Source organism: Salegentibacter haimaensis, assembly GCF_054121495.1.
In genome coordinates this window covers 106505-127703 of record NZ_JBSYGH010000006.1, presented here as the reverse complement: position 1 = coordinate 127703, position 21199 = coordinate 106505, and the positions used below count along the sequence as shown (strand labels likewise).

19 protein-coding genes are annotated in these 21199 nt (G+C 41.4%); 10 read left to right on the top strand and 9 right to left on the bottom strand.

What is annotated here, in order from left to right:
* Nucleotides 1-10: 10 nt before the first annotated feature.
* From ACW6QP_RS07770 to ACW6QP_RS07755, 4 genes are all read right to left on the bottom strand, one after another.
* Entirely contained in the window at nucleotides 11-709 is a 699-nt protein-coding gene (locus tag ACW6QP_RS07770; RefSeq protein WP_457910295.1) for an OmpA family protein, read from the bottom strand.
* A gap of 15 nt (nucleotides 710-724) precedes the next feature.
* Nucleotides 725-1204 carry a lipocalin family protein gene (locus tag ACW6QP_RS07765; protein ID WP_457910294.1) on the bottom strand — a complete coding sequence of 160 codons (480 nt, stop codon included), beginning with the start codon at nucleotides 1202-1204 and terminating at the stop codon, nucleotides 725-727.
* An 85-nt stretch (nucleotides 1205-1289) separates the two neighbouring features.
* Nucleotides 1290-1451 carry a DUF1328 domain-containing protein gene (locus ACW6QP_RS07760; protein WP_093407116.1) on the bottom strand — a complete coding sequence of 54 codons (162 nt, stop codon included), beginning with the start codon at nucleotides 1449-1451 and terminating at the stop codon, nucleotides 1290-1292.
* Nucleotides 1452-1583: 132 nt separating this feature from the next.
* Complete coding sequence (locus ACW6QP_RS07755; RefSeq protein WP_457910293.1) at nucleotides 1584-3590, bottom strand: alpha-ketoacid dehydrogenase subunit alpha/beta; 2007 nt, start codon at nucleotides 3588-3590, stop codon at nucleotides 1584-1586.
* A 213-nt stretch (nucleotides 3591-3803) separates the two neighbouring features.
* Between ACW6QP_RS07755 and ACW6QP_RS07750 the strand changes: the two genes are divergently transcribed.
* Genes ACW6QP_RS07750 through ACW6QP_RS07720 form a run of 7 tightly spaced genes read left to right on the top strand, consistent with a single transcriptional unit; the run spans nucleotide 3804 to nucleotide 10486 of the window.
* Nucleotides 3804-4754: an isopenicillin N synthase family dioxygenase gene (locus ACW6QP_RS07750; RefSeq protein ID WP_457910292.1), complete on the top strand. Its 951-nt coding sequence runs from the start codon at nucleotides 3804-3806 to the stop codon at nucleotides 4752-4754.
* 3 nt (nucleotides 4755-4757) lie between these two features.
* Entirely contained in the window at nucleotides 4758-5114 is a 357-nt protein-coding gene (locus tag ACW6QP_RS07745; protein WP_457910291.1) for a translation initiation factor, read from the top strand.
* A 13-nt stretch (nucleotides 5115-5127) separates the two neighbouring features.
* A complete protein-coding gene (locus ACW6QP_RS07740) occupies nucleotides 5128-6060 on the top strand; it encodes a DUF1835 domain-containing protein (protein WP_457910290.1) in 933 nt (310 codons plus the stop codon).
* A gap of 1 nt (nucleotide 6061) precedes the next feature.
* Nucleotides 6062-6925 carry a nucleoside phosphorylase gene (locus ACW6QP_RS07735; protein ID WP_457910289.1) on the top strand — a complete coding sequence of 288 codons (864 nt, stop codon included), beginning with the start codon at nucleotides 6062-6064 and terminating at the stop codon, nucleotides 6923-6925.
* A gap of 54 nt (nucleotides 6926-6979) precedes the next feature.
* Nucleotides 6980-9043 carry a polyphosphate kinase 1 gene (gene ppk1, locus ACW6QP_RS07730; protein WP_457910288.1) on the top strand — a complete coding sequence of 688 codons (2064 nt, stop codon included), beginning with the start codon at nucleotides 6980-6982 and terminating at the stop codon, nucleotides 9041-9043.
* Nucleotides 9040-9891 carry a substrate-binding domain-containing protein gene (locus ACW6QP_RS07725; RefSeq protein WP_457910287.1) on the top strand — a complete coding sequence of 284 codons (852 nt, stop codon included), beginning with the start codon at nucleotides 9040-9042 and terminating at the stop codon, nucleotides 9889-9891. Before ppk1 ends, ACW6QP_RS07725 begins: the two co-directional genes overlap by 4 nt.
* Nucleotides 9892-9910: 19 nt before the next feature.
* Complete coding sequence (locus ACW6QP_RS07720) at nucleotides 9911-10486, top strand: hypothetical protein (RefSeq protein WP_457910286.1); 576 nt, start codon at nucleotides 9911-9913, stop codon at nucleotides 10484-10486.
* A 152-nt stretch (nucleotides 10487-10638) separates the two neighbouring features.
* Here ACW6QP_RS07720 and ACW6QP_RS07715 read toward each other — a convergent pair whose 3' ends face one another.
* On the bottom strand, nucleotides 10639-11304 hold the full coding sequence (locus ACW6QP_RS07715; protein ID WP_457910285.1) for a uracil-DNA glycosylase: 666 nt from the start codon (nucleotides 11302-11304) through the stop codon (nucleotides 10639-10641).
* A 46-nt stretch (nucleotides 11305-11350) separates the two neighbouring features.
* Here ACW6QP_RS07715 and ACW6QP_RS07710 point away from each other — a divergent pair, with 46 nt between their 5' ends.
* Nucleotides 11351-13534 (top strand): endonuclease MutS2, encoded by a 2184-nt coding sequence (locus ACW6QP_RS07710; protein ID WP_457910284.1) that lies wholly within the window; start codon nucleotides 11351-11353, stop codon nucleotides 13532-13534.
* 2 nt (nucleotides 13535-13536) lie between these two features.
* A complete protein-coding gene (locus ACW6QP_RS07705) occupies nucleotides 13537-13950 on the top strand; it encodes a thiol-disulfide oxidoreductase DCC family protein (protein WP_457910283.1) in 414 nt (137 codons plus the stop codon).
* A 1-nt stretch (nucleotide 13951) separates the two neighbouring features.
* Here ACW6QP_RS07705 and ACW6QP_RS07700 read toward each other — a convergent pair whose 3' ends face one another.
* The 3 genes from ACW6QP_RS07700 to ACW6QP_RS07690 all read right to left on the bottom strand — a co-directional run bounded on the left by ACW6QP_RS07700 (nucleotide 13952) and on the right by ACW6QP_RS07690 (nucleotide 19358).
* The gene (locus ACW6QP_RS07700; protein WP_457910282.1) at nucleotides 13952-15286 is read right to left on the bottom strand and encodes a dicarboxylate/amino acid:cation symporter; all 1335 of its coding nucleotides are present in this window, start codon (nucleotides 15284-15286) and stop codon (nucleotides 13952-13954) included.
* A 9-nt stretch (nucleotides 15287-15295) separates the two neighbouring features.
* Nucleotides 15296-16360, bottom strand: a complete 1065-nt coding sequence (gene aroC / locus ACW6QP_RS07695; RefSeq protein WP_457910281.1) for a chorismate synthase — start codon at nucleotides 16358-16360, stop codon at nucleotides 15296-15298.
* Nucleotides 16361-16439: 79 nt separating this feature from the next.
* A complete protein-coding gene (locus ACW6QP_RS07690) occupies nucleotides 16440-19358 on the bottom strand; it encodes an FAD-binding and (Fe-S)-binding domain-containing protein (protein WP_457910280.1) in 2919 nt (972 codons plus the stop codon).
* A gap of 136 nt (nucleotides 19359-19494) precedes the next feature.
* On the opposite strand from ACW6QP_RS07690, the gene ACW6QP_RS07685 reads away from it, so the two are divergent.
* Nucleotides 19495-19986 (top strand): hypothetical protein, encoded by a 492-nt coding sequence (locus ACW6QP_RS07685; RefSeq protein WP_457910279.1) that lies wholly within the window; start codon nucleotides 19495-19497, stop codon nucleotides 19984-19986.
* 73 nt (nucleotides 19987-20059) lie between these two features.
* On the opposite strand, the gene bshA is transcribed toward ACW6QP_RS07685, so the two are convergent.
* The gene (gene bshA / locus ACW6QP_RS07680; RefSeq protein WP_457910278.1) at nucleotides 20060-21184 is read right to left on the bottom strand and encodes an N-acetyl-alpha-D-glucosaminyl L-malate synthase BshA; all 1125 of its coding nucleotides are present in this window, start codon (nucleotides 21182-21184) and stop codon (nucleotides 20060-20062) included.
* Nucleotides 21185-21199 lie beyond the last annotated feature (15 nt).

The window sequence follows — 21199 nt, the reverse complement described above, 5'->3', positions numbered from 1 at the left end:
ATGCTGTTTATTAATTCTGATTTTCAGCCTGTCTCTGGGCTTCTTCTTTCATTTGTTCGTTAGCCACAATTGCAAGCTCTACACGACGGTTTTTAGACCTGCCTTCGGCAGTGCTGTTATCGTATTTTGGCTGAAGCTCTCCATACCATTTGGTTTCAAATCTTCCGCGTGAAAGACCCTGGTCTAACAAATAATTAGTCACGGCCTGAGCGCGGTTTTTCGAAAGCGTTAGGTTATAGCTTTCACTACCGGTACTATCGGTATGCCCTTCAACAAGAATATTAGAGTTAGGATATTCCTTGAAAATATCGGCCAGTTTATTTAAAGTTTCTCTGGATTTAGCATTGATATTGTACTTATCGGTATCAAAGTAAACGCCACTAGATTCATCAAAGGTTACATTAATTCCTTCACCTACTCTTTCTACTTCGGCTCCTGGAATTTCTTCTTCAATGCGTTGAGCCTGTTTATCCATTCGATCACCTATAATGGCACCTGCTGTACCACCTACTACTCCACCAATTATGGCTCCAAGAGCAGTATTTCCGTCGCCGGTATTGTTGCCAATTACACCGCCAATTACGGCTCCACCAGCCGATCCGATAACGGCTCCTTTTTGTTTATTGTTTGCATTTCTTGTTGCGTCACAACCTACCAATAGGCTTACTGCAAACAGCAGTGCAACAAATTTGTTTATTGAAAATTTCATAGTTTTCTGGGTTTATTAAATTCGGGTAAAATTCATTCGTATCACAAAAGGAGAACCGTCTAGAGTCACGGTTTGCTCCCAGGTCATCTGGTCACCGCTAAGGGATCTAAGATTAAGCCTAAAGCCCTGGTTTCCGGTTGTAGATTTATAATTCTCGTCGGTTGGTTTTAAGAGGAAATCATAAATACCTTCCGGAGTATTTTCTTCATCTATAGACCAGATAAAGTTTCTTGAACTCATATCGCAATTACTGCCACTTAAGGTATACGTACCCCGGTTATTGTTTGAAACAAAATTCCAGGTACTATTTTCGAAGCAATTGGCCTGCGCATCGTTTAACAGGGTTACATTAAATTGACCAGAACTGTTAGGATAGGTAATACTGGTAAGCGTCCAGTTTCCATTAAAGGTAGCTCTGGCTTCCCTGGCCGTTTTACTGGGGCCGCAGGAAAAAACAAGCAGTGCCATTACACTGATAAATAGGATCTTTTTCATACGTTTTGATTAGGGTTAAAAGAAAAACCCAATGTTATATTTGAATAACCAAAACACAACACTGGATTCTTAATTTTTAGTTGGTTTATCTTCTAAACAATCGGCTTATTAAGGAAATTACCAATAGGACGATGAAAATGTAGAAAATGATCTTTGCGATATCGGCAAAGCCTTCAGCAATTCCACCAAATCCGAAGATGGCAGCAACCAGCGCGATGATTAGAAAAATTACAATAAGTCGTACCATAATTTCAAAATTTTAGTTGATTAGTTAGAACTAAATTACAGTAGGAGCCCGCCGCCGGCAAAAGATTATTATTACTTTAACAGTCAATTTGTTAAGTATTCTTAATTTAAAAAGCCTGGTGCTGGTGGATTATTAATATTCTATTAATTCTAATAGCTTGTTTCTAAGTTTTTCCTTCGGAAGATATTGCTTTTCCAGTGCCGCCGCGAAAGGAATCGGGGTTTCCATACTGCCTAAACGGGCGATGGGAGCATCGAGAAATTCAAAACATTCCTCGACAAGCATTGCTGCAATTTCTGATGCGAAACTCCCGCTTAAACTGTCTTCGGTGAGCACCAGTGCTTTCCCGGTTTTCTTAACCGATTTGATTAGGCATTCTTTATCCAAAGGCTGAAGGCTTCTTAAATCTATTAGCTCTACCCCTTCCAGACCTTCTTCCTTTAAAATCTCCAGGGCCCAATGCACGCCGGCTCCATAAGTAATAAGACTCGCTTTACTGCCGGTTTCCAGAACCGCCGCCTTACCCAAAGGGATGGTGTAATAGCCATTGGGCACTTCCTGCCTCACACTGCGATATAAGGCTTTATGTTCAAAATATAATACCGGGTTGGGATCATTAAAAGCGGTACATAATAAACCTTTCGCATCTGCCGGAAAGGCCGGGTAAACTACTTTTAATCCGGGTACCTTAGTGAACCAGGCCTCATTGCTTTGGCTGTGAAAAGGCCCGGCACCTACCCCGGCACCGCAGGGCATTCTTATCACCACATTGGCCGGTTCATTCCAGCGATATTTAGATTTGGCTAAATAATTTACAATTGGATTGAAGCCAGAACTTACAAAGTCGGCAAACTGCATTTCTACCATTGCCTTCATCCCGTTAATCGAAAGACCCATAGCGGCCTCTACAATTCCCGACTCACAAATCGGGGTATTTCTCACTCTTTCTCTACCAAATTCTTCTACAAAAGCATCGGTGATTTTAAATACGCCTCCATACTCTGCTATATCCTGTCCCATTAAAACCAGGTCGGTATGTTTGCGCATAGATTCCCTTAAAGCATCAGAAATAGCGTCTATAAACCTCTTTTCTTCTGAAGTATTTTCTGCATCATAGGCCTGGTATTCATATTGCTCATAAACATCGATTAACTCAGATTCTTCTGATGGAAAGATGGCTTCTTCAGCAAAGGCAAGGCCCAGATTTTCCTCGATTTCTTTTTTGATCTCATCTTCAAATTCCTCCTGCATTTCCCGGGTTAAAATCCCTTCTTCAAAAAGGAAATTTTTAAAGTTCAGAATAGGATCTTTAGCCGCCCAGAAATCCATCAAATCCTGCGGAACGTATTTAGTACCACTCGCCTCTTCGTGCCCCCGCATTCTAAAGGTCTTAAACTCCAGTAGAACCGGCCGCGGATTTTCTCTTAAACTTTGCGCTATCTCTGAAACCCTGTTGAAAACTTCCAGAATATTATTGCCATCAATAATATGAGAATCCATGCCGTAGCCCAGGGCGCGATCGGCCAGATCTTTACAGCGATATTGCTCTTCTGTAGGCGTACTTAATCCATAACCGTTATTTTCGATACAAAACAATACCGGCAGGTCCCAAACCGAAGCTATATTCAGGGCTTCGTGAAAATCTCCCTCGCTGGTACCGCCTTCGCCGGTAAAAACCGCGGTAATCTTTTTCTCATTTCTAAGCCGATGTGCCAGGGCAATTCCATTAGCCACGCCCAACTGTGGGCCCAAATGCGAGATCATTCCCACAATTTTATATTCCTGGGTTCCAAAATGAAAACTGCGATCCCGGCCTTTGGTAAATCCGCTCATTTTTCCCTGCCACTGGCAGAACAAACGCTTCAGCGGGATTTGTCTTTCAGTGAAAACACCCAGGTTTCTGTGCATAGGCAGGATGTATTCATCGGGTTCGAGAGCCCGGGTCACACCAACAGCAATGGCCTCCTGCCCTATTCCGCTAAACCATTTTGAAATCTTTCCCTGCCGCAATAGAATGAGCATTTTTTCTTCGATCATTCTGGGCTTCAACATTCCGAAGTAAAGCTTCAATAAATCATCATTTTGAAGATTACCCAGGTTAAATTTTATAGTGGTGTAGGCGGGGTTCTGAATTTTCATAAGTAAATTTTGTTCAACCAAATGTAATTAATTTCTTATTTGCTAAGAAAACTTAAAAGACTTAAGCAGCACGGGATTTTTATTTAACTTTGCGTGTTCACTTTACTTGAAATGCTGGCACAAGCAAACGCAAAACTGAGTAAAGTATAATTATTTTCTAATTTATACTCTTCAGAATATATCGGGGAGTTGTGACCTTAAAACAGTTTACAGATGAATAATATTCCCAGTGTAGATCTGGCCGATTTCCTGTCAGATGACCCCAAGCGAAAGCAAAAATTTGTTGATGAAATTGGTAAAGCCTATGAAGAAATAGGTTTTGTGGCCCTTAAAAATCATTTTTTAAGCGACCAGTTGGTTGATGAACTTTACAAGGAGGTAAAAAGCTTCTTTGAACTTCCGGTAGAGACCAAGAAAAAATATGAAATTGAAGGCCTGGCCGGGCAACGCGGGTATATTTCTTTCGGAAAGGAACACGCTAAAGGCAAAAAAGAAGGTGATCTTAAAGAATTCTGGCATTTTGGACAGGAGCCTGCCGGGGATGCTAATCTAATTGAGGAGTACCCTGAAAATGTTGAGGTTGAAGAACTTAAAGATTTCAATAAGGTTGGAATGGAAGCCTACCGTATGCTTGAAAAAACCGGAATTTATGTATTGCGCGCTCTGGCACTTTACATAGGCCTTGATGAGCACTATTTTGATCATTGGGCCAGCAACGGCAACAGCATTTTAAGACCTATACACTATCCGCCTATTACCGAAGAACCAAAAGGGGCTGTAAGAGCCGGAGCTCACGGGGATATCAATCTTATCACCCTGCTTATGGGAGCTTCTACCGGAGGTTTACAGGTACTGCGCAAAGATGGGGAATGGATAGATGCTATCCCTCAGGAAGATGAGTTGGTAATTAATGTTGGAGATATGCTTGAGCGGCACACCAATAATAAGTTGCGTTCTACTATTCACCGGGTAATAAACCCTCCCAAAGAAGAATGGGACAAGCCACGGTATTCTATTCCTTTCTTTATGCATCCCCGTAGTGAAATGCCTCTAAATTGTTTGGAAGAATGTATAGATGAACAGCATCCAAAACAATATGAAGATATTACCGCAGGTGAATTTTTGCACCAGCGTTTGGTTGAAATAGGATTGGCTAAAAAATAAGTTATGGCTAAGAAGAAAATGGGCCTCGAGGATCTTGGTGGTTTCGTATTTTCTACCAATAATGATTTTGATGAGAGCGAATTTTTGGAAGAGGAAACAGAGGAAACCCTGGCCCCTTCAGAACAGAAATTAGAAGCACATTTTAGCAATAAGGGTCGCGGTGGCAAAACCGTGACCCTTATTAAAGGTTTCCGGGGAACCGAAGAAGATCTCATTAAACTGGGGAAAAGCCTCAAAAAAAAATGTGGAGTTGGCGGCTCGATTAAAGATGGTGAAATTATCATTCAGGGAGATGACAGGGAGAAGATCATGCAGCTACTAAAGAAGGATGGATACAAGGTAAAAAGGGTTGGAGGCTGAAGCCTTCTAAAAAGTGGACGACCGAATCTTACATATCACCAATGGAGATATACTCACCGAAAAACTGGAAGAACTCCAGATTCCCGGAGAAATCGTCGTTTGGCGTGAAATGTTGTGTGAAGGTCCCACACTAAAAGAATTGAATACAGCAGAAACCATAAAACTTCGCAAATCATTTTTAAAAAAAAACTATAACATCCCGGCTGAAGATTATGACGCCAAATTCGTAAGCGAATTAAAAAAATTAAAACGGGCCCGGGACTTCGAGCAGGTGGTTTTATGGTTTGAGTTTGATCTTTTTTGCCATATCAATATGCTGGCCGCGATTAGTTTTTTTCTGGATCATCATAAGCCCGTACCTATGTATTTGGTATGCAGTAAAAAACTGGAAGGAGAAACCGAACAAAAACCTCTTTCAAGTCTTTCGCTAAAAAATCTTAAAAAACATTACGATCATCGAATTTCTTTAAATTCTGAAGATCTTGAGGTTGCCAGCCTAATGTGGGAATTATATTGCAGCAATAATCCGCTTCAGTTAAAAAAACAAATCAAGAAAACAACTAATTTCGAATATTTATCGAGCTGTATCAGGGCTCATATCGAACGCTTCCCGAGTGCCAAAACCGGCCTTAATTCCCTGGAAAAAAATATACTTAAAATCATAGAAAATCAGAAAATCACCTCTCTGAATCAGCTTTTGGGTTATACCCTGCAATATCAGGGATACTATGGGTATAGTGATATTCAAATACAGCGACTTCTCAAAAAGCTGGAAATGTTCTATGATATTGAACCCAATTCCATAAAATTAAATGAAAAGGGACAGCAGGCTTTAGATGCCGGCAAGAATTTTTATCGGGATTTAAAGAACGAAGACTGGTTTGGTGGAGCTAAGATGTATGATTTCTTATACGATCCCGAATCTCACAGCATTTTAAAATTGTAATATGCCAATAGCAGAATCTGAACTAATCATAAATCCCAACGGGAGTATCTATCATTTAAACCTTCGCCCCGATCAAATAGCCGACACCATAATTACCGTGGGCGATCCTGACAGAGTAGCAAAGGTTTCCAAATATTTCGATAGTATAGAACATAAGGTTGAAAAACGTGAATTTCATACGCATACAGGCTATTTCAACGGAAAGCGTAGGTCGGTAATCTCTACCGGGATTGGCCCCGATAATATCGATATCGTATTAAATGAAATCGATGCCCTGGTAAATATCGATTTTGATACCCGGGAAGTAAAAAAAGAACTTAAAAGCCTCGAAATTCTGCGTATAGGAACCTCGGGCTCTCTGCAAAGTGATATTCCTGTAGATAGTTTTTTAGCTTCTGAAGCAGCTGTAGGATTTGATGGAGTAATTCATTTTTATGAAGCTGAAGAAATTCAGGATTATGAATTTTCCAACGCGCTTAAAAAACATTTGAACTGGTCTTCAAAAAAGGCCGATCCTTACCTGGTGCAGGGAGATTCAGAATTGCTTCAAAAATTAGCAGGTGAAGGTATTCACCGTGGTGTTACCGGAACCAATATAGGTTTTTACGCTCCCCAGGGTCGACGTTTAAGGCTGTCGCTTCAGGACGATACGATTAACGATAAGCTTACTTCCTTTCGACATAAAGAAAAGAAAATTACCAATCTTGAAATGGAAACCTCTGCAATCTACGGGCTTGCAAAATTGCTGGGGCACAAAGCCCTGTCTATGAACCTAATCCTGGCCAATCGGGCTACAGGTGAATTCTCTTCAAATGCAGGTAAACGTATGGATGAGCTTATACTTCACTGCCTGCACCAACTATAAAGATTAACAAAAGATTAAATTTGAGTGCTGCCTTGAGTTTGTAATTTTGGAGGTATGAGTGAACCCATACAAAAACCAATTGAAGAAAACCTAAGGCATCGCGATCTTAACTGGTTAAGCTTCAACGAAAGGGTCTTACAGGAAGCTGAAGACAAAAGAAATCCATTATACGAGCGAATAAAATTTCTGGCGATTTTTTCAGATAATCTCGATGAATATTTTCGGGTTAGAGTTTCCCAACTGCGACAAATAAAGCGGGTTGAGAAAAGCATTCGGAAAAAACTTGCACTAAAACCCAGCAAAACTACCAAGCAGATTATCGAGGAAGTAAAACTCCAGCAGGAGCGTTTTGGGAAGGTGTTTTACGAAGAAATCATCCCTGAACTCGCCCAAAACAATATTTTGCTGTTAGATTCTACCGACTTTAATGAGAGCCAACAGCAGGAAGTCGAAAAGTTTTATTGGGAGAAAGTAAAGCATTTCCTGGAACCACGGGTAATAGAGCCCGAGGCAGAAAATAAACTATTTCTGGAAAATGCGCTTTTATATTTCATAGTTACCTTCGAAAATGAGGAGGAACTAGGACTTATAAATCTTCCGGTAGAAGCCTGCGGAAGATTCTACAGCTTCGATTCAAAAGATAAATTTGCCATTACTTATCTTGATGAGATTATAAGGAGCCAGGTTGATAAGATATTTCCGAAGAAAAAAATCACCGGGCTATACGAGGTAAAACTTTCCCGTGATGCCGAATTATATATCGTAGATAAATATAGTGGGGAACTGGCTGAAAAGATTTACGAATCCCTGGCCCAGCGAACCGATGGCCAGCCTACACGTTTATTGTACGATGCCGCAATGCCCAAAGATGTCCAGAATAAGCTCAGAAAGCTTCTGAATTTAGGCAAAATAGATATGATGCCTGGAGGCAGATATCATAACTTTAATGATTTTTTCTCTTTCCCCGACCCTACCAATAATCCCAAATTGCATTATGAGGAACTTCATCCCATTAAACACAAAGCATTAGAAAACAGCAGCAATTATTTTGAAAATATTCGGGAAAAAGATCAGTCTCTTCACTTTCCATTTATGTCGTTCGATTATGTTGAAAATTTTCTGGAACAGGCCGCAAGCGACGAGAAAGTGAGAGATATTAAAATTTCCCTCTATAGAGTTGCCGATGAGTCGAGACTTACCAGTTCACTCTTAAAAGCTTTGGAAAACGGAAAAAATGTAACTGTTTTTGTGGAAGCCAAGGCGAGATTCGATGAGGAAAACAACATAATTTGGGGTAGAAAGTTCGAGGAAAAGGGAGCTAAGGTTATCTATAGTTTTCCAAAGATTAAGGTGCATTCTAAAATTTTGCTGGTAACCCGGCAGGAAGGCGACGAAGAAATTGCCTATGCCTATATTGGAACCGGGAATTTTAATAGCCAAACCTCGAAGATTTATTGTGATCACGCCATCTTTACCGCCAATAAATATATCGCCAAGGAAATTTATAGACTTTTTAAAGTTCTGGAAGGAGAATTAATCATTCCGCGGCAAAAGAATCTGCTAATTTCTCCCTTCTCTACCCGGCAGGAGTTTTCGAAACTAATTTATAATGAAATAGAAAATGCAAGGGCAGGAAAAAAAGCGAAAATAACGGCAAAGATGAACAGCCTCGAAGATGCCGAAATGATCGATCTTTTATACAAAGCCAGCCAGGCCGGCGTGGAAATTCGACTTTTGGTTAGAGGTTTTACCTGTTTGGTGCCCGGCATTAAAGGATTAAGCGACAATATCTATATGACCAGTATCGTAGATCGTTTTCTGGAACACGGTAGAATTTATCTTTTTGAAAATGGAGGCGATGAAAAGATTTTCTACGGAAGCGCCGATTGGATGAATCGAAACCTGGACAGGCGTATAGAGGTCATCTCCCCTATTTATGATGAAGACATCGCGCAGGAGTTTAAGGATATTCTTAATATTCAGTTGCAGGATAACGTAAAAGCTAGAATTCACGATCCCGAAGAAAGCAATACTTACGTGACTCAAAAAGAGGGTGAGAAATCAGTAAGGTCTCAATATGAGATTTATAATTACCTAAAGCAAAAACATAGTTTATGAAAAGCATTAAAGTAGGCGGCGTTCCTGAACATTTTAATCTTCCCTGGCATTTGTGTATCGAAGAAGGCTTGTTTAGAGATGCAGGCGTTAACGTAATTTGGAAGGACTTTCCCGATGGTACCGGGGCTATGAATAAAGCTTTAAGAAATGGCGAGATAGATGCTGCCGTTATTCTTACTGAAGGAATTATCAAAGATATTTCGGCAGGAAATAGTTCACGCATTATTCAAACTTATGTAGCGTCTCCCCTGGTTTGGGGAATTCACGTGGCAGCCGGATCTAACTATAAAAACCTGGCCGATCTTGAAGGCACCACAGCTGCGATAAGCCGTGAGGGTTCCGGCTCGCATTTAATGGCCTATGTAAATGCCCAAAATAACGATTGGCAAATCGATACTTTAAAATTCAAAATTGTTGGTACTCTAGAAAATGCTGTAGAAAGCCTTAAAAACGATGAAGCCCAGTATTTTATGTGGGAGCATTTTACCACCAAACCCCTGGTCGATGCTCATATTTTTAGACGAATTGCCGACTGCCCCACCCCCTGGCCCTGCTTTGTCATTGCTGCCCGGGATGAGGCTATTAAATACAACAGCCCAAGATTGAAAACTATGCTGGAAGTCTTGAATAAGAAAACCAAAGAATTTAAAGATCTTCCTGAAATAGATAAAAAACTGGCAGATAATTATGCCCAGAATTTAAATGACATCAAAACCTGGCTGGAAATGACTCATTGGAGCCAGCAGCAACTATCCTTAGAAGCTCTTAAAAATGTTCAGGACAAATTGTTGCAACTCAAATTAATTCCGGAAAAATTAAAAACTGAAGATATTATTCATAATTTGTAGGCCAATTACTACTTCAATTATGAAAAAAATCCTTTTATCGCTGGTATTGCTATGCAGTACCACTCTTCTTTTTGCACAGGAAACTTCAGATTTTAATTCTCAAGACACTCTCACAAACCGTAATTCAGGTTTAAATGAATTAAGTGTGGGCGCTCTTAATCTTGTAGCTTTTGGAGCTCTTGATGTGGCTTACGAACGAATTTTAAACGAGTATTCCAGCCTTGGTGCCGAAGTATTCTTTTTAGCCCTGGCTCGGGATAGCGAAGACGTGGCCGAGGCCTATCGCAAAAATTTCTCATTCACGGGAAAATATAAATACTACTTTGGAGATAAGTTCGCGCGCGGATTTTATGTACACGGTTTCGGAATGCTTTCCAGCGGAGATTACCGCGATGAATATTACGAAAATGGGCAATACCGCTCGAGAAATTATGATTATACCGACTTTGCTCTTGGCTTTGGTGTGGGAGGAAAATTTGTGGCCCGTGGAGGCTTTTTCCTCGACTTAAACACCGGCATAGGCCGTAACCTGCTAAGTGAAAATTCACCTACGGTGGTTGGCCAGTTCAATGTAAACCTCGGATTCAGATTTTAATTTTTTTGAGTGGTGGTTTTTAAAAAATCGGTTAACCCCGGTTAAATCTTATTTCACCCACGAGCTGAAAGTATTAATCTGCGAATCTCTGCCCATCTGTGTATCAGCGTTCTATTTCAGCACCTGAAATCTGTGTCATCGACGGTCTATACCTACCAATCTATAGGCTCCTTACCATTTTTTTGTAAAAATTCATTGGTTTGGCTAAAGTGTTTATTTCCAAACCAATAACCCCGGTTCGCACTTAAAGGAGAAGGATGCCCGGTTTTCAATACCAGATGTCGATTTGTGTCAATAAGTTTCTCCTTTTTTTGAGCAAAAGACCCCCAAAGCAAAAACACTAAATTTTCTCTTTTTTCTGAAAGGATTTCGATCACCCTGTCTGTAAATTTTTCCCAACCTTGTTTTTGATGAGACCCCGCCTGGCCCTGCCTAACGCTTAAACTGGCATTGAGCAACAACACACCCTGCCTGGCCCAGCTTTCCAGGTTTCCTGAAAAAGGAATGCTTTTCCCGGTATCCTGCTCCAGTTCTCTAAAAATATTCTTTAAGGAAGGCGGAAAATTCACTCCATCATTAACCGAAAAACTAAGTCCGTGGGCCTGGCCGGGCCCGTGATAAGGATCCTGGCCTAAAATTACCACTTTGGTTTCCTGAAACCTTGAAAAATTGAAGGCCGCAAAAAGACTTTCGGAAGCAGGGTAACATTGGTATTCCTGGTATTCTTCAGCAATAAAATCCCAGAGATTCTTAAAATATTCCTTTTCAAACTCTGGTTGCAGTTCCTTTTTCCAGTCTTGTGTTATTTCTAGCTTCATAGAATTGAGTAAATTTGCAGCACCTCAAAAGTAGGGAATAAATTCTATGATAAAAATCACGCCTAAAAGTCTTCAGGACCTTGAATTTACGGTAGTTTGTACTCAAATCTCAGAACTTTGCATCACAAATCTGGGAAAGGAAAAGGCCCTGAATATTTCTCCATATCCATCGTATAAAGCCACGGTTTTCGGGCTTAACCAAACCAATGAATATCTAAGTTCAAAAACCCGGGAAGCGGCAATTCCCAACCACGGTTTTGACAGTATAGAGCGGGAACTTCGTCTGCTTCAAATAGAAGAAGCGGTACTGGAAACTTCAGGTTTCAGAAAGATTGCCAACCTGGCCGATTCTGCCAATACACACATCAAATTTTTTGAAAAATACAGGGAGTATTACCCCAGTCTTTATGCAACTACTTCCGAAGTAGAATTTACAAGTCTTATCCCCGATAAAGTAAATAACATCATAGACCGGTTTGGTGAAGTAAAAGATGAGGCCTCTCCCCTGCTGCAAAATTTGCGAAGAAGCATAAATTCGGTTAAAGGAAAGATCAATAGCAGTTTTGCCTCGGCTCTTAGTACCTATCATTCTTACGGATATCTGGATGAGATCAGGGAAAGCGTCGTTGAAAATGTGCGGGTTTTGGCGGTAAAAGCGATGCACAGGCGCAAGGTAAAAGGCGGAATTATGGGAAATTCCAAAACCGGAAGCATTGTTTATATTCAACCAGAAGCTACCTTCGAATTTACCCGCGAGCTCAATAACCTTGAATATGAAGAAAAAGAGGAAATCAAACGGCTGCTTAAAGAACTTACCGAACAAATAAGACCATACCGGCAATTATTGCTCGATTATCAGGCGCTTTTAAGCGAGATAGATCTAATTTCGGCTAAAGCAAAATATGCTGAAAAGATTAACGGAATTCTTCCAAAAATAAGCAAAGACCGGGAATTGCAACTGGTAGACGCTTATCATCCCCTGCTTTTTCTGAACAATAAAAAAGAAGGAAAGAAAACCTGGCCTCAAAGTATTTCTCTGAGTCCTGAGAATCGAATAATCGTGATTTCGGGGCCTAATGCCGGCGGTAAGAGTATCACCTTAAAAACCGTGGGCTTATTACAGCTAATGCTTCAAAGCGGAATTCTTATTCCCGTACACGAATACAGCCGGGTTTGTTTATTCAATCGAATCCTGACTGATATTGGCGACAACCAGTCCATCGAGAATCATTTAAGCACTTATTCTTACCGGCTTAAGAATATGAATTATTTCCTCAGAAAATGTAACGCCAAAACCCTGTTTCTTATCGATGAATTCGGGACCGGGAGTGACCCCGAACTGGGTGGTGCCCTGGCTGAAACTTTCCTGGAGGTTTTCTATGAAAAAGAATCATTTGGAATACTCACCACTCACTACGCCAATTTAAAAAAACTGGCTAATGAGTTGCCCAATATGAGCAATGCCAATATGCTTTTTGATTCCAAAACCCTTGAACCTGTTTTCAAGTTGAGAGTTGGAGAAGCCGGGAGTTCATTTACCTTCGAAGTGGCTCAGAAGAATGGCATTCCCTACAGCTTGATTAACCGCTCAAAAAAGAAAGTAGAAAGAGGTAAAATTCGCTTTGACAAAAGTATCGCTAAATTGCAGCAGGAACGCTCTAAACTGCAAAAAACCACCGATTCCCTAAAAGATAAGGAAATCAAGGCCGCAAAGGAAAAGGATAAGCTGGAGGAGACTAATAGCAGAATTCAGCAGAAACTGGAAAGCTACCAGGAATTATATGACAGTAATCAGCGGTTAATTTACCTGGGGTCCAGGATCAATGATTTGGGAGATAAATTTCTTCAGAATAACAATAAAAAAGAGCTTATTGGAGAGTTTCTGAAACTGGTAGCTATCGAGAATTCCAGGAAGAAGAAGGAATCGGCCAAGGCTTTAAAACAGAAGAAAGCCCAGGAAAAGAAACTGGAAAAAGAAGTTCAGAAAAAAGTTGAGGTAATTCGCAAGAAGAAACAGGCCGAAAAAACCAAAGAAAAGCAGGCCGCGGCAAAAGAAGCCGCCAAACCAAAAATAACCCCAAAAATCGGAGACCGGGTAAGATTACAGGATAGTAAATCGGTTGGAACTTTAGACCAGATTGAAAAAGGAAAGGCAATTGTAAACTACGGGATGTTCACCACCTCGGTAGATATTGAAAAACTCGAGCTGGTGCAGGCTATGAAAAAATAATTATGGAATTACCAAAGAACAAAAAAATTATCTTATTCGACGGGGTTTGTAACCTTTGCAATAATTCGGTGAATTTCATCATTAAACACGATAAAAAAGATGTGTTTCGCTTTGCTTCACTTCAAAGTGAAATAGGTCAAAAACTGGTCTCTGAACGCGGTCTTGATCCCGAAGAACTGGATTCTATAGTTTTAATTGAGCCCGGGGTAGCTTATTACCGTAAATCTACGGCTGCACTTGAAATTTCACGGGAACTCTCTGGTGGTTATTCTTTGCTGAAAAACTTCTTATTTCTTCCGGAGAGCTTAAGAGATGTGGTATATGATTTAGTAGCTAATAACCGCTACAAATGGTTCGGGAAGCAGGAAAGCTGTATGATCCCCACTCCCGAACTCAAAGCTAAATTTTTAGACTAGATTAGGAGCTTTGTACCTCAGTTTTAGGTTCAGTTTCAGGATGATAATCATCATCCCAATCTTTCACATTGGGAGGCCCCATTTTATCCACACTTTTGGCAACCATTAGAGATACCGCTGCATCTCCGGTTACATTTACCATAGTTCTACACATATCGAGCGGGCGGTCTACGGCAAAGATCAAAGCCAAACCTGCTTCAGGTATACCTGCCTGGGCCAGAACGATTACCAGCATTACCATCCCCGCGCCGGGTACGGCCGCCGAACCAATTGAAGCCAAAGTGGCCGTGGCAATTATTCCAAGTTGAGCACCTATGCTAAGATCCATCCCAAAAGCCTGGGCGATAAATACAGCTGCTACGGCCTGGTATAAGCTTGTACCATCCATATTTATAGTGGCCCCAATTGGTAACACGAAACTCGTTACCTCTTTATGCACTCCCATATGCTCTTCTACCCTTTCCATAGTAACCGGGAGTGTAGCCGCACTCGAACTGGTAGAAAAAGCCAGAAGTTGGGCGGGAGCTATTCCGTTAACGAAAAAGGAAGGCGTATTTTTGGTAAAAACCCATACCAGTAAAATATAGACTCCAATCATCAAGGCCAGACCAAGTAAGACAGTCACTCCATAAAGTGCAAGGGCGGCAAAAAGATCGGTGCTTGGAGATTCTACTACAAGCGCTGCAAGCAGCGCAAATACACCGTAAGGAGCGGTTAACATAATAAGATCTATCATCTTGAGGATCACCTCATTGAAACCGTCAAAAAAGTCTTTCACGGGTTTGGCGGTTTTCTCCGGAATAAGGATTAAACCTATGCCGAAGAAAATCGCGAAAAATATCACCTGAAGCATATTGCCGTTATCGCTGGCAGCACCAAAAATATTCGAAGGCACGATATCTTCTAAAGCCTGTAAAGGGCCCGCTTCTCTTTGTTTAGCAGCGCTTTCCTTAACACCCAGGGTCTCGCCCTCGTAACTGGCTATAAGGTCCTGTTGGGTTTCGGGGTTTAAAGCATTCCCGGGTTGAATTATATTCACTACTAATAATCCGATGGTCACCGCAATTACAGTGGTAACTACATAAATTCCAATAGTTTTGGAACCCATTTTTGAGAGTTTGGAGATATCTTTAAGGTCTGAAATCCCCTTCACCAGCGAAGCTAAAATAAGCGGAACTGCGATAAGCTTAAGAGCATTGATAAAGATGTTTCCAAAGGGTTTAATCCAATCGCCAACAAATTCGGCTCCCCAGCTAAAATTGGTCATAATTAAAGCAAAAACCACCCCGGCTGCCATCCCGAGTAGTATTTGCCAATGCAGTGCTAATTTCTTCATTGGTTATGTTTAAAGTTTTGAGGTTTTATTTTGAAGCAAAAAATCGGCGATTACCAGGGCTGCCATAGCTTCTACTATGGGTACAGCTCTTGGAACCACACAGGGGTCGTGCCTTCCCTTGCCCTGCATAGTCACCGTTTCACCGGCTTTATTAATAGTTTCCTGGTCTTGCATAATGGTGGCCACCGGTTTGAAAGCCACATTGAAATAGATGTCCATCCCATTAGAGATCCCGCCCTGAATACCGCCGCTTAAATTGGTTTTGGTGCTGCCATCTTCATTGAAAAGATCGTTGTGCTGGCTGCCTTTCATTTTGGTGCCTTCAAAACCACTACCGTATTCAAAGCCTTTAACTGCATTGATGGAGAGCATTGCTTTCCCGAGTTCGGCGTGTAATTTATCAAAAACCGGTTCGCCAAGTCCTTTGGGAACGTTTTTGATCACACATTGCACGGTGCCCCCAACAGTATCTCCTTCTTTTCTGGTTTGTTTGATGTAGGCTTCCATTTTTTCTGCGGAAGCCGTATCGGGACAGCGCACGGGATTGGTTTCGGTTAAACTGAAATCTATTTCCTGAGGTTTTTTGTCCAGAAAAATTTCTCCAACTGAAGCGGTATAGGCATAAATTTCAATATGCTCTAATAATTGCTTTGCCACGGCTCCAGCCACTACTCTACAGGCCGTTTCCCTGGCCGAAGAACGGCCTCCACCGCGATAGTCCCGAACCCCGTATTTTTCAGAATAGGTATAATCGGCGTGGCTGGGGCGAAATGTATCTTTTATGTGAGAATAATCTTTAGATTTCTGATTGGCATTTTTAATCATAAAGCCAATCGAAGTCCCGGTGGTTTTTCCCTCGAAAATTCCGGAAAGAAACTCTACTGTATCAGGCTCTTTTCGCTGGGTCACGATAGCGCTTTGCCCCGGTTTACGCCGGTTGAGTTCCTGCTGAATTTTCTCCAAATCAAGCTGCAGCCCGGCCGGGCAGCCATCTATAATTCCACCAATAGCAGGTCCATGAGATTCTCCAAATGTTGTAAGTCTAAATAATTTTCCGAAGGAATTTCCTGCCATTTTCTTGATTTTGAACAAATGTAATTTTTTAACCCAATATTTAAAAACCACAACCGATTTATAAACCGGTTAAAGCCATTTAAATTAAAGCTTCTCTTAAAATACTCACGGGATGTTTAGCCGTTCGCTGTGTACCATCAAATATCTGATGCCGGCAACTGGTACCATTTGCTGAAATTAAAGTATCGGCTTCAGCTTTTCGCACCGCCGGAAACAGGCTTTGTTCGCCAATATTCATACTTATTTCATAATGCTCTTTCTCGTAACCAAATGACCCGGCCATCCCGCAACAACCCGAAGCGATAATGCTTACCCTGAAATTTTCAGGCAGATTGAGCACGTCAAAACTTACCGCCGTATTCGAAAGTGCCTTTTGATGGCAATGCCCGTGAATTTTAATAGTTTTTGATTCCTTAGTAAATCTATCGGCTGTTATATTTCCAAGGGCGATTTCCTTTTTCAAAAATTCCTCGATAATCATACAATTTTCGGCCAGGGCTTCTGCCGCGGTTTTATCGTCGGCCAGCCTTAAATATTCATCCCGAAAACTCAGAATAGCCGAAGGTTCCAACCCTATTAATGGAGTTTCTGCCGAGATTTTATCTTTAAAAATTGCGATATTTTTATTAGCCAGCACTTTGGCTTCTTCTAAAAATCCTTTGGAAATATGACTTCGCCCGCTTTCTTCGTGTTTGATGATCTCTACCTGGTAGCCCAGTTTTGACAAAAGTTCCAGGGCGTCTATGCCTATTTCGGCGTCCAGGTAATTGGTGAATTCATCATTAAAAAGATAAAGCTTCTTGATAGGATTTTTCACTTCCAGCCGCGACCTGTTCTTGTCGTAAAATTTCTGAAGACTGATTTTTGATAATTTAGGCAGGCTTCTTTTCTCTGCGATTCCCAGGGTTTTCTTAGCCAGGTTCGAACTTATTTTATTGCTGAAAAAAAAGTTAGCCAGCCCCGTGGCATTCGAAGCCAGTTTATTCATCGAGGCGTTATTCACAAAGGCCTTATTTCTTAAACTAAATCCGTTTTCCTTTTGATATTGATATTGGAATTCGGCTTTTAAAGCCGCCACATCAACATTAGAAGGGCACTCGCTTTTGCAGCCTTTGCAGCTTATACATAAATCGAAAGCCTGCTTTAATTCCTGGTGGTTGAATTTATTGACTTCTTCAGAATTTGTCAAAAATTCCCTTAAGGCATTGGCACGGGCACGCGTGGTATCTTTTTCGTTCTTGGTGGCGCGGTAACTGGGGCACATAGTACCGCCGGCTTCGCTGGATTTTCTACAATCTCCGCTTCCGTTACATTTTTCAGCCAGTTTTAAAATTCCTTCAGAATCTGAAAAATCTAAAAGAGTACGAACTTCAGGCTCCTGCCGGTCTGGCACATATCGCAGCGAAGTATCCATAGGCGGGGCATCGGTGATTTTCCCCGGATTAAAAATGTTTTGAGGATCAAACACCTGCTTAACCCGCTTGATGAGTTCGTAGTTTTTAGAACCTATCATCATTTCGATAAATTCGGCTCTAACACGGCCATCACCGTGCTCCCCACTCAGGGATCCATTGTATTTTTTTACCAATTCGGCAACTTCAGAAGTGATTTGCCTAAAGAGTTTCACTTCATTGCTTTTCTTTAAATTGAGAATTGGCCTAAGGTGAATCTCGCCGGCACCGGCGTGGGCGTAGTAAACGGCATCCTGCCCGTATTTTTTCATTATTTGCCCGAATTCTGCGATATAATCGGCTAAAACCGGGAGGGCTACCGCGGTATCCTCAATACAGGCCACGGCTTTTTTGTCGCCCACAATATTTCCTAAAAGGCCCAGACCTGCTTTTCGCAGTTCAAGAGCAAGATCTATTTGATCGTCATAAAGCACGGGTAAGGAATAGGCCAAACCAGATTTTTCAAGGGTTTCCAGAAGTTCTTTAGTTTGCTGCTGCAGTTCTTCGGCAGAGTTGGATCGCAATTCCAGCATTAAAATGGCCTGGGGATCGCCTTCAATAAAGAAGCGATTTTCGCGGTATTTTAAATTTTGTTTGGTGCAATCTAAAATCACCTTATCCATCATCTCGCAGGTGTAGAGCGGATGCTTCATCGCAGGCACCACAGCCTGCATACAACTATCTATGCTTGAAAAGTGAGCCGCGACCATCGAAGTATGTTCGGGTTGAAGCTCATCTAACTGCAATACGATTTCGGTAGTAAAAGCCAGGGTGCCTTCACTTCCAGAAAGCAGCTTACACATATTAAATTGCTGACCGTTTTCTTCATAAATTTCAGAAAACAAAAGCTCGTCTACCGCATAACCGGTATTTCGCCTGTGTAAACTACGGGGAGGATATTTTTCCTGAATTTCTCTCTGATTTTCTTCGGAAGAAAGATCGCTGTGAATTTGCCGGTAAATTTCTCCTTCCAGATTCTGCAGCTTTAATTTTTCCTGAAATTCTTCAGCTGAAATCGCTTTGAAGTCAACTTCAGATGCATCGCTAAGAATTGTTTTCAGGGAAACCAGCTTATCACGGGTGGTACCATAGCGAATAGAGGTGGTCCCGCTGGAATTGTTACCTACCATCCCTCCTATCATACAGCGATTGGAAGTTGATGTGTTGGGACCAAAAAAGAGTTTGTAAGGCGCTAAATGCCGGTTTAGATCATCTCTAATCACCCCGGGTTGAACTCTTACCGTTTTTGCGACCTGATCTACCTCGTATATTTTGGTGAAATATTTGGAAACATCTACCACGATCCCGCTGCCCACGCACTGCCCGGCCAGAGATGTTCCTGCTGTTCGGGGGATGAGCGAGGTCTTGTGGTCTTTAGCAAAACCGATTAAATGCTTGAGATCGCTTTCATTTTTTGGATAGCAGACTGCCAGCGGCAATTCACGGTAAACCGAGGCATCGGTCGCATAAATGGAGCGCCAAAGCTCATCGTAATGCAACTCGCCCTCAAGTTGTTGGGACAGATTTTGGAGAATTTGTGTGTTCATGGGTGGCTAAAAGTACGCAAAAATGCAGAAAATGCTTAACAGATAATTAGACATTATTAACAATAGATTGGCTTGAGCGCGCGTTTGTGAATATTCGTAAAATATAAATTTGCAATAAACCAAAAATTGAAAAAAGATGAAAAAATTATTCTTAGTAGCATTTTTTGCCCTGGCGGCAACATTTTACACCGATGCACAGGCCCAAACAATTTCAGATAATGCCATAGGTCTTCGCCTTGGAGGATCAGACGGGGTTGGAGCTGAAGTTTCCTACCAAAGAGCCCTTGGTGGTAATAACCGTTTAGAGCTCGATTTAGGATGGAGAAGCGACTCCCGTTTCGATGCTTTTAAACTTGCGGCTCTTTACCAATGGGTATGGAATATAGACGGCGGATTTAACTGGTATGTTGGTGCCGGAGGTGGACTTGGAAGTGTAGATTCACACCGCGATCGTTATGATGATGAAACTTTCCTTTTTCTTGCCGGTAATATAGGTATTGAATATAATTTCAATATCCCGTTAATGTTATCGCTGGATGTAAGACCAGAATTCGGATTTTACAAGGATAGATCTGTATTAAACGATTTTTCTCCAGATATCGCCCTTGGTATCAGATACCAATTCTAAAAACAGAATAGCGAAAAACCAAAAAGGCTGTCCTAATCGGGCAGCCTTTTTTAATTCTATATAATTTTTCCTTTTAATTCAAGGCCTTTTTATAAAGTTCCTCATACATAGGCACGATCTTATGAATATCGAATTTTCGCGCTGTTTCAAGGGCCTTATTTTTAAATTTTTGGTGAGTAGTTTTATTTTCCAGGATCTTTATTCCATTCGCGGCCATTTCTTCAACCTGGCCCACATTGCTTAAATAACCCGAAACGCCCTGAATATTCACCTCTGGAAGTCCGCCGGTATTGGTGGAGATCACAGGAACACTATTTACCATAGCTTCCAGGGCCGCCAAACCAAAACTTTCTTTTTCTGAAGGCAGTAAAAACAGGTCTGAAAAACATAAAATTTTATCTATCTCATGGCTTTGTCCCAGGAACATCACCTTGTCGGCAATGCCCAGTTCTTCAACGAGATCCTCGGCCATTTCCTTTTCGGGGCCTTCCCCAACCATCATAAGACGGGATTTTACTTTTTGTTGAATTCCGTAGAAAATTTTAATCACATCGGCTATTCGCTTAACAGGACGTAAATTGCTGATGTGAGTAATAATTTTTTCATCATCGGCGGCCATAAGAGCGCGTTGGCAATCGGTAAAACTGCGGTTTTCGTATTTGCTTACATCTATAAAATTGGGAATCACCTCAATTTTTTTGTGCACATCGAATAACTCCAGCGTGTCATCTTTAAGGCTTTCAGAAACCGAGGTCACCACATCACTTTTATTGATACTAAAAGTAACTGCAGGTTTATAAAAAGGATGATTTCCAACAAGGGTGATATCGGTTCCGTGCAGGGTTGTGAGCATTGGCAATTTAATTCCTTCTTCTTCCAGCATTTTTTTGGCCATATAACCGGCATAAGCGTGTGGAATGGCATAATGCACGTGCAGCACATCGAGTTTATGCATTTTTACCACATTAACCAGTTTACTGCTCAACGCCAATTCGTATGGCTGGTAATGAAATAAGGGATATTCTGGTACGTGCACTTCGTGAAAGCGCACATTTTTTGAAAGTTGGTCAAGTCGTACCGGCTGACTGTAAGTAATAAAATGAATTTCGTGACCTCTTTTTGCAAGAGCCAGTCCAAGCTCGGTAGCAACTACGCCACTTCCCCCAAAAGTGGGATAACATACAATGCCTATTTTCATAGATTTTCTGGTTGG